Annotated in this window: 11 protein-coding genes; 4 read left to right on the top strand and 7 right to left on the bottom strand. The window is 39.1% G+C overall.

All coding sequences use genetic code 11. The features are described from left to right. The first annotated feature begins 219 nt into the window (after positions 1–219). Positions 220–1,125 carry an AEC family transporter gene (locus tag G0028_RS05300; protein ID WP_130072958.1) on the top strand — a complete coding sequence of 302 codons (906 nt, stop codon included), beginning with the start codon at positions 220–222 and terminating at the stop codon, positions 1,123–1,125. A gap of 113 nt (positions 1,126–1,238) precedes the next feature. On the opposite strand, the gene adeK is transcribed toward G0028_RS05300, so the two are convergent. From adeK to sdsA, 6 genes are all read right to left on the bottom strand, one after another. After that, positions 1,239–2,696: a multidrug efflux RND transporter AdeIJK outer membrane channel subunit AdeK gene (adeK, locus tag G0028_RS05305; RefSeq protein ID WP_130073049.1), complete on the bottom strand. Its 1,458-nt coding sequence runs from the start codon at positions 2,694–2,696 to the stop codon at positions 1,239–1,241. After that, entirely contained in the window at positions 2,696–5,875 is a 3,180-nt protein-coding gene (adeJ, locus tag G0028_RS05310) for a multidrug efflux RND transporter permease subunit AdeJ (protein WP_180046239.1), read from the bottom strand. The genes adeK and adeJ overlap by 1 nt, the downstream gene beginning before the upstream one ends. 12 nt (positions 5,876–5,887) lie before the next feature. After that, a complete protein-coding gene (locus G0028_RS05315) occupies positions 5,888–7,156 on the bottom strand; it encodes an efflux RND transporter periplasmic adaptor subunit (protein WP_130072956.1) in 1,269 nt (422 codons plus the stop codon). Beyond that, a complete protein-coding gene (locus G0028_RS05320) occupies positions 7,156–7,797 on the bottom strand; it encodes a phosphatase PAP2 family protein (protein WP_130072955.1) in 642 nt (213 codons plus the stop codon). Before G0028_RS05320 ends, G0028_RS05315 begins: the two co-directional genes overlap by 1 nt. Positions 7,798–7,959: 162 nt before the next feature. Next, positions 7,960–10,011, bottom strand: a complete 2,052-nt coding sequence (locus G0028_RS05325) for a site-specific recombinase (RefSeq protein WP_180046234.1) — start codon at positions 10,009–10,011, stop codon at positions 7,960–7,962. A gap of 20 nt (positions 10,012–10,031) precedes the next feature. Continuing rightward, positions 10,032–11,015, bottom strand: coding sequence for an All-trans-nonaprenyl-diphosphate synthase (sdsA, locus tag G0028_RS05330; RefSeq protein WP_180046232.1), 984 nt, complete (start codon positions 11,013–11,015; stop codon positions 10,032–10,034). A 429-nt stretch (positions 11,016–11,444) separates the two neighbouring features. On the opposite strand from sdsA, the gene rplU reads away from it, so the two are divergent. From rplU to lolA, 3 genes are all read left to right on the top strand, one after another. Continuing rightward, on the top strand, positions 11,445–11,756 hold the full coding sequence (gene rplU / locus G0028_RS05335) for a 50S ribosomal protein L21 (protein ID WP_010113102.1): 312 nt from the start codon (positions 11,445–11,447) through the stop codon (positions 11,754–11,756). Between the two features lie 19 nt (positions 11,757–11,775). Beyond that, on the top strand, positions 11,776–12,030 hold the full coding sequence (gene rpmA / locus G0028_RS05340; protein WP_130072953.1) for a 50S ribosomal protein L27: 255 nt from the start codon (positions 11,776–11,778) through the stop codon (positions 12,028–12,030). 219 nt (positions 12,031–12,249) lie between these two features. Further along, positions 12,250–12,948: an outer membrane lipoprotein chaperone LolA gene (lolA, locus tag G0028_RS05345; RefSeq protein WP_130072952.1), complete on the top strand. Its 699-nt coding sequence runs from the start codon at positions 12,250–12,252 to the stop codon at positions 12,946–12,948. A 122-nt stretch (positions 12,949–13,070) separates the two neighbouring features. Here lolA and G0028_RS05350 read toward each other — a convergent pair whose 3' ends face one another. Next, positions 13,071–13,772 (bottom strand): IS1-like element ISPa14 family transposase, encoded by a 702-nt coding sequence (locus G0028_RS05350; protein WP_015586042.1) that lies wholly within the window; start codon positions 13,770–13,772, stop codon positions 13,071–13,073. Positions 13,773–13,879: the final 107 nt, after the last annotated feature.

Raw genomic sequence — 13,879 nt, forward strand, 5'->3', positions numbered from 1 at the left:
AAGCAAAACCCTGCACTAAGTTGGATTTTTTGCATTATTTCGGTGCGTTTAAAAAAATATGTATTATTTTAAGTTTTTGAAAAATATGGTATTATTTTTTGTGTAAGGCATGTGTAAAATAAAAGGCTATATAAAAATAAAAACATAAATAAATTTTTTTTGTTCAATGCTGTAAAGTTCTAATTCTTGCATTTTAATATTGCATTTTTAGGATACGGCATGACTCAGATCTTCCTCTCATTATTTCCTTTATTGGCTTTAATTTTTGGGGGGAATATTCTAAAAAGAACAAAATTTTTAACGGATGGTTTTTGGAGTGGTGCAGAAAAACTCAATTATTATCTGCTATTTCCTGCAATGCTATTTGCTAATTTATCGACAGCAACGATTCATTTAGGCATGATCAAAACCATTTTTACGGTTTTGATTTCTATTTTGCTGATTACCTGTATCGTATTATATGTCATTCGTGCGACGCAAAAAACCGATGCTGCACGTTTTGGTGTCTATATGCAGAGCATGGTACGCTTTAATACGTATATGGGTTTAGCTATTGTTGCTGCATTATTTAGTCAACAGGGCATGACCATTTTAGCCATTACTTTGGCAATGTGCATTCCGATTGTAAATGTCTTATCTGTATTGGCGCTCACTCGACAGGACAATATGGATGCTCAATCTATTTTACTTTCTGTGTTGAAAAATCCCTTAATTATGGCGTGTGTGGTGGGGATTGCCTTTAATTTTTCAGGTCTGAGTTTATGGGCAGGCTTTACAGATTTAATTAAACAGTTGGCAATATGCAGTTTACCTTTGGGTTTGCTCTGTGTCGGTGCAGCTTTACAATTTACCGAGCTAAAAAAAGAGCTTTGGGTTTTATTCTTAAATACTTTTGCTCGATTGCTGATCATGCCAGCACTCGCTTATATGGTGTGTAGATTTTTACATTTAAGCCAACTTGAAACCCAAGTTTTAGTCCTGTTTTTTGCATTACCGACCGCCTCGGCATCTTATATTTTAACTAAGGTTTTGGGTGGGGATCATCAATTGATGGCTGGGGTAATCAGCTTGCAAACCTTATGTTCAGCATTTACTTTACCGCTCGTTTTGCTTTGGGTGATGTAGTCTAGGCTGAGTTTTCAAATTTTAGATTTGCTTGTTGAAAAGTGATTGAGTTTTATAAAAAAGCCCACTGGAGTGAGCTTTCTTGATTGAATCAAATGTACAAGTTAATCAAATTACTTGGTTGCTTGTTGTTGCTTGAGTTCAGCAGTAGAAGGCTGTACAACAATTTGGTCAGATGTATTGGCTTTGACACCACCACCGAGAGATTTATACAACTCGACTTGGTTATTTAAGTTTGCTTGTTCTAACAATAATAAACCTTGTTCAGCTGCATAAGAACTACGCTGTGCATCTAATACGGTTAAGAAGCTATCAATACCTGCACGGAAACGCGCATTAGAAAGCTTATATGTGGTATTGGTTGCATCGACTAAACGGCGCTGTGCAGAAATACGATCACCAATATTTTGGCGAGTCGCTAATGCATCATTGACTTCACGGAAAGCAGATTGAATTGATTTTTCGTAATCAGATAAAGCAATTTCTTGATCTGTTTCCGAAATTTTAATATTAGCTTTACGTGTACCCCAATCCCAAAGTGGAATATCTAAGCTTGGACCTAAAGACCAAACAAATGCGCCTGATTTAAATAAGTCACTTAAATCAGTTGAAGCATAACCTGCTGAACCCGTCAAACTAATGGTTGGGAATAAGCGTGCTTTTGCTGCACCAATATTTGCACCCATCGCAGAGAGTTTGTATTCAGCCGCACGAACATCAGGGCGGTTATGTAGCAAGTCACTTGGTAAGCCTGAAGCTAAAGCCGTGTTATTGGTGATTTTCGTTACACGTTGTGATGGCAATAAGTTGCTCGGTACTTGTTGACCAACCAAAAGATTGAGCAAGTTTTGTGCTTGTGCAATCTGTGTTTTATAGTTGGCAACATCATTCCGTGCAGTTTCTACCGACACTTGTGCTTGACGTACAGGCACTTCACTGTCAATCCCAACATCAAAACGTTTTTTGTTGAGATTATATGAATCAAGCTGTGCTTTTAAGGTTTGTTCAGCAAGTTTAAGTTGTGCATTGGCAAATGAATAATTCAGCCAAGCTTGTGCGACTTGACCAATTAAAGAGATTTGCGTTGCATCACGTGCACTTGCTGTCGCTAAATAACTGTCTAAAGCATTGTCTTTTAAACTACGAACACGTCCCCAGAAATCTAATTCATATGCAGTAACACCCAGACCAACATTATATGAAGTGACTGGTTTTTGAGTGTTCAATGTGTCCTGACGTAATATACCACCACTGGCACCAATCGTTGGAAGCTGATTGTTTTCAGTGATTTGATATTGTTGTTGTGCACGTTGAATGTTCAATGTCGCTGTACGTAAATCGCGGTTGTTGGTTAAAGCAAGATCAATCACTTGCAGCAAACGTGGGTCTGCAAAAAAGTCTTTATAACCTTGTTCAGCAATAGAAGTACCTGATGCACTTTCAAGATAATTGGTCGGAATATTGGCTTGTACAACGGGCTCTGGGCCACGCATGCTTTGACATGCAGTCAAAGCAAGCGCAAGTGCAGATACCGCAATGCCACGACCTGAAATAGACCATAGATTTTGCATCACGATTTTTGCTCCTGAAGGTTTTGATTCTTAGGTTTGTATTTAAAGATACTACGGATCCAGACGAAGAATACAGGAATAAAGAAGATCCCTAGTAAGGTTGAGCTAATTACACCTCCCAATACACCATAACCGACTGAATGTTGGCTACCTGCACCAGCACCGCTTGCTAAAGCAAGTGGAAGTACACCAAAACCAAATGCCAATGTCGTCATGATAATTGGGCGTAAACGCATTTTTGCTGCATGTAATGTTGCATCAAATAGGTCTTCGCCTTTTTCTTGCAATTCCTTGGCAAATTCTACAATCAAGATCGCATTTTTTGCAGATAAACCGATGACTGCAATAATTGCCACTTGGAAGTAAATGTTATTTGAAAGGTTTGGATCACCTGAGAGCACCATACCTAACCAAGTTAAGCCCATTGCACCAACAACACCGAGTGGTACAACCAGTAATACTGAGAATGGAATTGACCAACTTTCATAAAGTGCTGCAAGACATAAGAATACGATGAGTAATGAAAGGGCATATAAGAATGGTGCTTGTGCGCCAGACTCACGTTCTTCTAAAGATAACCCTGTCCATTCATAGTCAAAACCTTGTAGACCCATTGATGGTAATTTGGCAATAATCTCTTCCATGGCTTGCATCGCATCGCCAGAACTTGTACCTGGTGCAGGTGTACCTTGGATATTCATTGATGAAATGCCATTGTAGCGTTCTAAGCGTGGTGAACCATATGTCCAAACCCCAGTTGCAAAACTTGAGAATGGAATCATTTCACCTTTATTATTGCGCACATACCATTTGTTCAAGTCCTCAGGCATCATACGCGCATTGGCTTCACCTTGAACATAGACTTTTTTCACACGACCACGGTCAATGAAGTCATTAATATAAGAACCACCCCAAGCCATACTCATCGTTGAGTTAATATCTGCAATACTTACACCCATTGCTCCAGCTTGTGCTTGGTCAATATTAATTTGGTACTGAGGAGTATCTTCCTGGCCGTTTGGACGCACGCCTATTAAGCGTTTGTCTTGTGCTGCCATACCTAAAATTGCATTACGTGCAGCAAGTAGTTGTTCGTGAGTTTGGCCAGCAGAAGCTTTTAACTGCAAATTAAAACCTGCAGTCACACCTAATTCAGGCATAGCTGGTAATTGTAGAGGCATCACATAAGATGCATCTTTAGCAATCATATTTAGCGCCATACCACGTTTGATGATTTCACCGATTTTTTGTTCAGGTGTTGTACGATCAGCCCAATCTTTCAGCTGAATAAATGCTAAACCTGCATTTTGACCGACACCTGTAAATGAGAAACCTGAAACGCTAAAAACCGATTCCACAGATTTTTTTTCATTTTCCATGAAATAGTGTGTCATTGTGTCGATGACTTTGTCAGTACGATCAAGTGTTGCATTTGGTGGTAATTGCACTAAAGTCATGACGACACCTTGGTCTTCTTCAGGTAAGAAAGACGAAGGTAACATTTTAAATAATACAACTAAAACCCCAATCACAGCAGCATAAACAATTCCTGAGAACAATTTATGATGTGTCATGAAGTTGACACCGCCTTTATACTTTTCAGCAGTACGATCAAAGGCATCGTTAAACCATCTAAAGAAGCGAGCAAAAATATTATTGCTTGGCTTTTTATGTGGATCATGCTGTTTTAGAATCGTCGCACACAATGCAGGTGTGAAGGTTAAGGCAACGATCAATGATAAAATCATTGCAGTTACAAGGGTAATGGAGAACTGACGGTAAATTACCCCTGTTGTCCCTCCAAAGAACGCCATTGGAACGAATACAGCAGTTAATACTGAGGTGATCCCGATTAATGCTCCTGAAATCTGTTTCATTGAAATTTCAGTTGCTGCAACAGGATCAAGATGATCCTCTACCATAACACGTTCGACGTTTTCAACCACAACGATGGCATCATCGACCAATAGACCAATGGCAAGTACCATTGCAAACATGGTCAAGGTATTGATTGAGAAGCCAAAGACGTTAATCACTGCGAATGTACCGAGTACAACCACAGGTACAGCCATTGTTGGAATGATCGTTGCACGCCAGTTCTGTAAGAATAAGAACATGACGAAGAATACAAGGATAACTGCTTCAATCAAAGTATGTACAACACTTTCGATTGATAATTTAATAAATGGTGTTGTATCAAAAGCCAACTTATCCTTCATGCCAACAGGAAAGTTTTTACGCAATTCAACCATACGCGCTTCAACAGCTTTTGCTGTATCTAGAGCATTAGCACCAGTTGCGAGTTTAATTGCTACGCCACCTGCAGGTTTACCATTGAATTTCGAGTCAAACTGATAATTATCAGCACCCAATTCAATCCGTGCTACATCACCTAAACGTACCTGAGCACCATCACTCGTATTACGTAGGAAGATGTTTTTAAATTGTTCTGGGGTAGTCAACATACTCTGTGCATTGACAGTTGCATTGAGCACTTGACCCTCAATCGATGGTGCGCCACCCAACTGACCTACAGCCACTTGTGAGTTTTGGGTACGAATTGCTGCTGCAACATCAGATGGGGTAATACCGAAGCTAGTCAATTTAGCAGGGTCTAACCAAATACGCATGGCATAAGAACCACCAAAGACTTGAACTTCACCTACACCAGCTACACGACTTAAAGGTTCAGAAATATTTGAATTAACATAATCCTTAATGTCATTTGCAGAGAGCGAGCTATCTGGCGAGTAAAATGCCAATACTTGTAAGAAGCTTGCACCAGACTTTGTAACCTTTACCCCTTGACGTTGAACATCTTCAGGTAAAAGAGCTGTAGCTGATTGCAATTTATTTTGAACTTGAACTTGGGCAATATCAGGATCAATCCCTTGTTCAAAGTTTAATTGGATCGATGCTTGACCATTCCCCGCACTGTTTGAGGAGATATAGCGTAAGCCATCGAGACCATTCATTTGTTGTTCAATAATCTGTGTAACCGTGTTTTCAACAGTCGCAGCAGATGCACCCGGATAAGTTGCAGAAATTGTAACTGTCGGAGGTGCAATTGTCGGATATTGTGCAATAGGCATTTTGGTTAGCGTGAGAATCCCCGCCAGCATAATGACTAATGCAATCACCCATGCAAAGATTGGGCGATGAATAAAAAATTGAGCCATTCAGTCTACCCCTTATGCATTTGAAGTAGCTTTGTGTTCAGTTGCTTTATCTTGCTGAGCAGGTTGTGCTCCACCTGTTTTTTGTTGAGTCGCAGGTGTTGCACCTTGAGGTGCAGCAGCTTGTGGTTGATAAGGTTTAGCAACAACTTGTTGTTCAGCTTTTACTTTGGCTATTCCATCTACAATGACTTTATCACCAGTGTTTAAACCTTGTGTCACGATCCAGTTTTGACCTTGTACACCTGCAGTCGTGATCGGACGTGCTTCAACAACACCTTTTGCATTCACTAACATCGCCATTGCTTGACCTGTTGGTGTGCGCGTGATAGCTGCTTGCGGAATCAAATACGCATTTGGAATCACCCCTTGTACGATTTGCGCGTTGGCAAACATGCCTGGAAGTAATAAATGATTTGGATTTGAGAATACTGCACGTAAAGTTACCGAACCTGTATCAGGGTTTACACTTGCGTCAGAAAATGCAAGATTACCTTCAATTGGATAAGTGCTGCCATCTTCAAGCTTCAAACGTACTTTGGTGTTATTGCTACGATCAATACTGCCTTGAGCCAATTGTTGACGTAGACGTAATAATTCAGCACTTGATTGATTAATGTCGACATAAATTGGGTCAAGTTGTTGAATTGTTACCAAAGCATTGGCTTGGCTTGCAGTCACTAAAGCCCCTGCGGTTACACTTGAGCGTCCAGATTGACCAGAGATTGGTGAACGAACAGTTGAATAACCCAAGTCAATTTGTGCATTTTTTACTGCAGCATTTGATGCAGCAATATCTGCTTCAGCGAGTTTAATCTGTGCTAATAAATCGTCATATTCTTGTTTAGAAACGGCATTAATACCAACAAGTTGACGATAACGATTGGCTTTTACTTGTAGCGCATTTAAGTTGGCTTGTTGACGTACTAAAGCTGCTTTTGCACTGTCTAAATTTGCACGGTTGCTACTCGAGTCAATTTCATACAAAGGTTGACCTTCACGGACAAAACTACCTTCAGTAAACAAGCGTTTTAAAATTACACCACTGGTTTGCGGACGAACTTCTGATACTTGGTATGCAGATGTACGACCTGATAACTCAACAGTTTGTTCTACACTTTGTGGTTGAGCAACAATGACACCAACTTCTGTCGGCGGCATTTTTTGGGCAGCAGCGCCACCTTGCTGTGCATCTTTGGGATCTTTGCTACAACCCACAAGTGCAAGACTTGTTGCTAAAGCACAAGCAGTAAGGGCAGGAGCCCAAAGCTTTGCCGACATCATCATTCCACCTCGTTTAGATTTTTATCTAAAAATAATTTGTTCGTATTCAACATGTATTTCGAAAACAAGTACCAAATGAGAGAAACCCATAATAAACCGATACTCCAACCTGCAAGCACATCAGTTAAAAAATGAGCACCCACATACACTCTTGAAATTCCCATACTCAGACACCATAAATAAGCGAAACTCATCAATAATTTAGCTTGTGTGTGTCGAAAAAATATAAAAATAATTAAACAAGCAATTACAGCAGCATAGATGCTGTGTGCACTAGGAAAAGATGCACCATAGGTTTGCACCATTTGGTAAACCGCTTCAGGTCGAGGGCGATGGATACAAGCTTTTAATATCCAACCAATACCCGAAGCCCCTAATAGGCTTACACTAATCAATATAACATTTGCATATTTTTTTAAATATGCTTGCTGCAGGCAACATATTCCGCATAGTAATAACATGACAGGCAAACCACCTATATAAGATAAGGTGATCGAAACATGATCAAAAAAATCCGTACGATGCAAACTTATCCAATGTAGTATGCTTTGGTCAAGTTGTTGTATATAAGAAATATTTAATCCAATATAACTTATACTATATCCAATACAGCCAAGGACGAATAGAAGGATATAAGGCATATTGGATGACCTTGCTAAGATTAATCACACATGTTGAGATTAAATAGTGTGCTAAAGTGTACTAGTCAGTACACTTTTTTTCAAGTCACTATAAATGAGTAATTTATAGTAATTTCTTTTTTTTAAAGTTTTAATCATTTGCACAAAATGATAACAATTTAACTAATGATTACTTTGATGTCCTGTAGAAGAGTGCTCCTCTACTTGTAGAGGTTGTTTCGGTGGCCAAAAGAAATCGAGTGGGCGAGTGAAAAAGTGAGTAAAGACTAATTTTGCCAAAGGTTTCCACTGTTCGAAACGGACTTGTCGTGCACGTAGTGCCACAATGATGGTTAAGCTAAAACTCACGAATAAGTTGGTGATTCCGATCAGTAATACACCCAAGAAAGAAATAATAATCAGCCCAATGTCTGGTGAGCCGTTGATACACATTAAACCTTGCATAAAATTGGCTGATGCAAAGGCAATATGACGAATATCGAGCGGTAAACCTAAAATAAAACCAATCGTTCCCATGCTGCCGAGCATGATTCCAAACAAAAAATTACCACCTAAAGCACCGAGATTACGTTCAATATAGTCTGCAAATTGATCGAGTTTGGCTTGACCTAACCAATTTTTTAATTTTGGATGTGCTTTTAAACGTGGACCAACCTTACGATAAATTGCCATATTGTCAAAATATCCAGCGATTAACCCAGATAAAAATAAACATACTCCTGCAATGGCTGCATGAGGTATTGCCAAGGAGGTAAAAGGATTTAAGCTATGTAACAGCGTTGTGGCTTTAGCATGTGTGAGCAAAGGTTCATGCATCGAGACTTGCCAAAGCCATGTGATTAGCGCGGCTGTCGGAATAGCAATGGAGATATTCCCCAAAATGGCAATAAACTGAGTGCGGATAATATTAATAATCAATCCTGCAAGCTCGGCAATTTGCGCCGTTTTTGACCCTTTTCGATGCTGAACGGTAGATGCGAGTGCTGCTGCAGTCATAGCGGGTTGTTTGGTCGCAACTGTGAAATGCAAGACATGAATGAACATAAAGCCTAAGGCATAATTCATACTGTAGATAAAGGCATGTAAAAATGGCGCTAAGATCAAACGTGCGCTGAGAATCTTCAGTGTTGCCATTGTCGCAATGATCACGCCTGCACCCGCAGCCGCTTTATACATGGCTAAAAAGCCTTTTTTGTCCGTACTTACATAGTGCTCGCCCGTTTTGCTGGCATTTTCGGTCACTTGTAGGGCGATCAGTTCACTGTTGGTTCTGAGTAAATGACGTACACTGGTTTCATTATAATTGGCATGTACGAGGTCAATGAGCAACTCGCCACACGAAAGTGCACGTACTTTGTTTTCTTCAACGATCAGGTTGAGTAAAATTTCCACACGATCTAGACATTGTTCAAGTAAAGACAATAAATACGTCAAGCTTAAACTTACCCCAATGCGTTTAGTGGCACGGCGAATTTTTAACACCACATCACGACATTGTTCGATCATAACCAAAGCTTGATCGGCATCAGGTGGTGGGGTAACAGCAATATCATCAGCATTACGATATTGCTTTTTGTAGGCATTAATAAAGTCTACGATTTCACGATTTTGTACCAAAAAGGGTGATTCATATTCACTCAGTTCAGGATAAGCATTAATAAACTCAGGATATAACCCAATACCACTAATCCGATAGGACAGTACTGTGATAGCTGTGATCATTTCCCGTTTTACATTCAGTTCTGCTTGTGGAAAATGTCCTTGAGTTAAAATCAGAAAAAGCTGATTCCATTGCTCATCTTTAATATGTTCGAGCCAATAACGATCAGTCCGCTGATGAAAAACATTGCCCACCAAATCTCGCAAGTCTGTTTCATCACGAAGTAGAGGAAGAAAATAAGCACCCACACGCTGTGCAAGCTGATTCCAAAAACCATCAAGCGATAAAATACCGCTGTCTGCATATAAGCTGGCTTGTTTATGTTGATTAATTATTTTGAGTAAATAACCTTGAACATTCAAAGCCGCAGTGGGGGTAATCAGCAAGGCTTGAATCAATGTTTGAACATTTTGTTGGGTTTGTTCGATATCGTGACTGTCAGAAGGACGAATACGATTAATCAATTCAATCAGAAGAAATTCGCTAGGAATAGCTTGAGGGGATTCAAGCTGTTCCTGCATTTTTAGGAAAATATCATTAAATTTTATATGCATAAGCAAATTGTAAGTTGAGTTTATTGAATTCTATGCAACGCCAATTGTGCCAAATTAAATAAAGCTTGACGATAAACACTCTCAGGTAACTGTTCTAAAGCACGTATCGCGGTTTGCGTTTCTTCAGTCGCGCGTTGACGACAATAATCAAGCGCACCAGAATTTTGTACAATTTGAATCACTTCGGTTAAATGTTCTGTTCCACCCGTGGCAATACTCTTACGCACAATCTCATGCTGCTCACCTGTGGTATTTTGTAAAGCAGAGATTAAAGGTAAAGTGGGCTTACCTTCCATTAAATCATCACCAATATTTTTACCTAATGTTTCAGCGTCAGAAGTGTAATCTAAAATATCGTCAATAATTTGGAAAGCATTGCCAAAGTGACCAGCAAATAAACGTAATGGTTCACGGTACTCAGGTTTGCCTGCTAAAATTGCTGCACCTTCGGTCGCTAGTTCAAATAAGCGCGAAGTTTTACCATGAATAATATCAAGATAGGTTTGTTCGGTTGTTTCTGGTTGGTGTTGTGCTTGCAGTTGTAATACTTCACCTTCAGCAATTTCACATGTACCTGTCGAAAAGTCTTTCAACAAAGTCATATTGTCTAAATCTACCAATAAGTCAAACGCACGAGAAATGAGAAAGTCCCCAACTAAAACGGCAGTTTGATTATTCCATGTTGCATTTGCCGTTGGGCGACCACGTCTTAGACCAGATTCATCGACAACATCATCATGTACCAAAGTTGCGGTATGGAGCATTTCGATAATCGCAGCAAGTTTACGATATTGATCCATCTCAGCATCTAATACGCCACATGCTTTTGCAGTAAGTAGACACATAATTGGACGCATACGTTTACCGCCTGCTTCAACCACATGTTTACTGACCGCCATCACCAAAGCAACTTTTGACGTAATCCCTTCATTGATAAATGTATCCATCGCTGCAAAGTCAGTAGCAACAGGCGCGAGAATATCTTGCTTAAAGTCGATGGTCATGTGAAGGAAACCTCATACAAATGCATTTTTAAGTGACTAGTGTAAACAATTAATAACGATCAATGTTACTTAAGAAAACAGACATTGTACTGAATCTTAATGAAATGTTCTTAATTTGTCCAAAATATGATGTTGATTAAGTCTTTGTGTAGTCGTTCTTTTGCGCTCCATAGTAACGGAATTCGTTTTAAAATCTATTTCAATTTTTGTAAACTTGAAAATAAACCATATAAATTCAATCCCTCAACCTTAATAGTTAAGTTTTTATTTGAATATTTTACATACAACTTGAATATTTAACGGAAATGGCTTGTTGTTTGCTTTATTATCCCTTAAAATCTTTGCCCTTGTATAACCCCCAGTAGCGTTCGTTATAAGATCGAAATATTCCTTTTTCGGCACGACGATACGGGCAAGTTGGAGTACATTATGTACGCAGTAATCCAAAGCGGTGGTAAACAGCACCGTGTTGTTGAGGGTGAAACCCTTAAAGTTGAATTGTTGAAAGCTGAAACTGGCGCAACGATTACATTTGACGATGTATTAATGGTTGTGAATGGCGAAAGCATTCAAATCGGTGCTCCAGTTGTTGCTGGCGCAAAAGTAACTGCAGAAGTGGTTGGTCATGGTCGTCACGACAAAATCCGTATTGTTAAAATGCGTCGTCGTAAACATTACCGTAAACAACAAGGTCACCGTCAATGGTTCACTGAGTTGAAAATTACTGCGATTGCAGGCTAATCACTAGGAGTAAGTAGACATGGCAACTAAAAAAGCCGGTGGTTCGACACGAAATGGTCGTGATTCAAACCCTAAAATGTTAGGTGTTAAAATGTACGGTGGTCAAGCTGTGACTGCTGGTAACATTATTGTTCGTCAACGTGGTACTGAATTCCACGCGGGTACAAACGTAGGTATGGGCCGTGACCATACTTTATTTGCTACTGCTGACGGCATTATCAAATTTGAAGTGAAAGGTCAGTTTGGCCGTCGCTATGTATCTGTTGAAGCGTAAGTTTTAACTGTACAGAAAAGACCCGCTTTATTGCGGGTTTTTTTATGCTCTAAAATAGTGAAAGTGCAAAGAAAATCTTCATCATGATGAATGAATTTCTACAAATTATGCTAATAACAATACAAAACTTCTTATTTTCTCTAATATTAGCGCTAAAATTTGGTTTATGATAAATCATCTAACAAATTGCTATAGCGCAAATATATAAAAGGTGAACATATGAATATGCTTCGTAAAACCATGAGTGCAGTCGCAATCAGTGCAGCGCTGCTTGCACCTGCAATGATGAGCACAACAGTTTTTGCTGCAACTGCCGCAACGGAGCAACAAGCAACCAATAACTTGGTGAAACAATTGAGCGGTATCCAAAGTTTATCAGCAAACTTTGAGCAAACCACTAAAGCGACAAGCGGTAGTAAAGTCGCTCAACAGAAAGGTTTGTCTGCACAACACATGAACCAAACCTTTAAAGGGGTAATGAAAGTTGCACGTCCTGGTAAGTTCTATTGGGAAACAACGTCACCTGCAAAACAAACCATTGCAACGACGGGTAAAATGGTGTGGATCTATGACCCTGACTTACAGCAAGCTGTGCGTCAAAGCTTAGATGAGCAAGTGGCAAATACCCCAGCATTGTTGCTTTCAGGGAATACTGCGCAAATTCAAAAAGCTTATCGTATTACCCAACCTGACCGTACAAAAACTTATTATACGTTGTTCCCTAAAGACAGAGAGGGTGCATTCCAAAGCTTAACCATTAGCTTTGCTGCAAACAAAGCACCTAGTCTTATGATTTTAAAAGATTCTTTAGGTCAAACCACTTATGTGAAGTTTAATAATGTGAAGCTCAATCCATCATTACCTGCATCAACATTTAATTTTGCACCACCCAAAGGTACAGATATTATTGACCAATAAAATAGAACTGATGAATAAATCTTTGCAACAAGAAAGCAGCTTTCGAGCTGCTTTTTTTATGGTTATGATAGAGTGCTTTTATGATAAAAAAATTAGGTGGTGTTTCAAAAAGTATGCTGACATTAAATGAAGCCATTATTGATGTAAAAAAAGGTTAAGTCGAAAGCTTTAAAATGGTTTTCAATCTTTTTTGAAAAATTACAACTCCTTCTAAAACCGCGCCTAATTCGATGCCTTATTTTGCAATTATTACCTTCAATACCTACAGTAAAAAATTTACCAATACTTTGCTTGCAGTTTTTAAAAGCAGTTATGAAACTGTCCCAATGATCACTTGCAATTCGGGTGTAGTGAATACCTAATTGTTTAAGCTTTGCCTTCAATCGTTGAACTGTAGCTAAGTCTCTTTTACCCCAAACATAAGCAACAATCTCACCTGTTTCTCGATGGTAGGCGTAAATAAGCCATTGTTTATTATTTTTATTTCCCACAAAAGTCCAAAACTCATCAACTTCAAGAGACTCATAATGACTTTGTTTAGGCTGAATTTGGTAGGTCGATTCGGTTAAAGTACGTAAAACTTTACCGATACTGATTCGCTCAACTTCAGCGATATCTCGTATACCACTACCTCTGACCATCAACTGTAATATTTTTCGAGTAATGCCTGAATGACATCCTAGATAGCTCAGAGCATGGTCACCAATAAACTGACGTTTACAGTCTTTGCACTGATAGTTTTGTTTCCCATCTACTTTGATGCCATTTTTCTTTATACTGTCACTGAGGCAGGTTGGACATTTGATTTCTAGAGTTATTCGCATTTCTCTATTTTATCAAAATTCAACCTGCTTTGTTTCAGCATACTTTTTGAAACACCACCAAAAATTAAATAATGAAAAATTTTAAACATGCATTACATGAACAAAAG

It is taken from the genome of Acinetobacter piscicola (assembly GCF_015218165.1).
GTDB lineage: Bacteria > Pseudomonadota > Gammaproteobacteria > Pseudomonadales > Moraxellaceae > Acinetobacter > Acinetobacter piscicola_A.

Excerpts from the sequence above, each read along its gene's own strand:
- G0028_RS05300 (WP_130072958.1), top strand. The coding sequence starts at position 220 with ATGACTCAGATCTTCCTCTCATTATTTCCTTTATTGGCTTTAATTTTT.
- adeK (WP_130073049.1), bottom strand. The coding sequence starts at position 2,696 with ATGCAAAATCTATGGTCTATTTCAGGTCGTGGCATTGCGGTATCTGCA.
- adeJ (WP_180046239.1), bottom strand. The coding sequence starts at position 5,875 with ATGGCTCAATTTTTTATTCATCGCCCAATCTTTGCATGGGTGATTGCA.
- G0028_RS05315 (WP_130072956.1), bottom strand. The coding sequence starts at position 7,156 with ATGATGTCGGCAAAGCTTTGGGCTCCTGCCCTTACTGCTTGTGCTTTA.
- G0028_RS05320 (WP_130072955.1), bottom strand. The coding sequence starts at position 7,797 with ATGCCTTATATCCTTCTATTCGTCCTTGGCTGTATTGGATATAGTATA.
- G0028_RS05325 (WP_180046234.1), bottom strand. The coding sequence starts at position 10,011 with ATGCATATAAAATTTAATGATATTTTCCTAAAAATGCAGGAACAGCTT.
- sdsA (WP_180046232.1), bottom strand. The coding sequence starts at position 11,015 with ATGACCATCGACTTTAAGCAAGATATTCTCGCGCCTGTTGCTACTGAC.
- rplU (WP_010113102.1), top strand. The coding sequence starts at position 11,445 with ATGTACGCAGTAATCCAAAGCGGTGGTAAACAGCACCGTGTTGTTGAG.
- rpmA (WP_130072953.1), top strand. The coding sequence starts at position 11,776 with ATGGCAACTAAAAAAGCCGGTGGTTCGACACGAAATGGTCGTGATTCA.
- lolA (WP_130072952.1), top strand. The coding sequence starts at position 12,250 with ATGAATATGCTTCGTAAAACCATGAGTGCAGTCGCAATCAGTGCAGCG.
- G0028_RS05350 (WP_015586042.1), bottom strand. The coding sequence starts at position 13,772 with ATGCGAATAACTCTAGAAATCAAATGTCCAACCTGCCTCAGTGACAGT.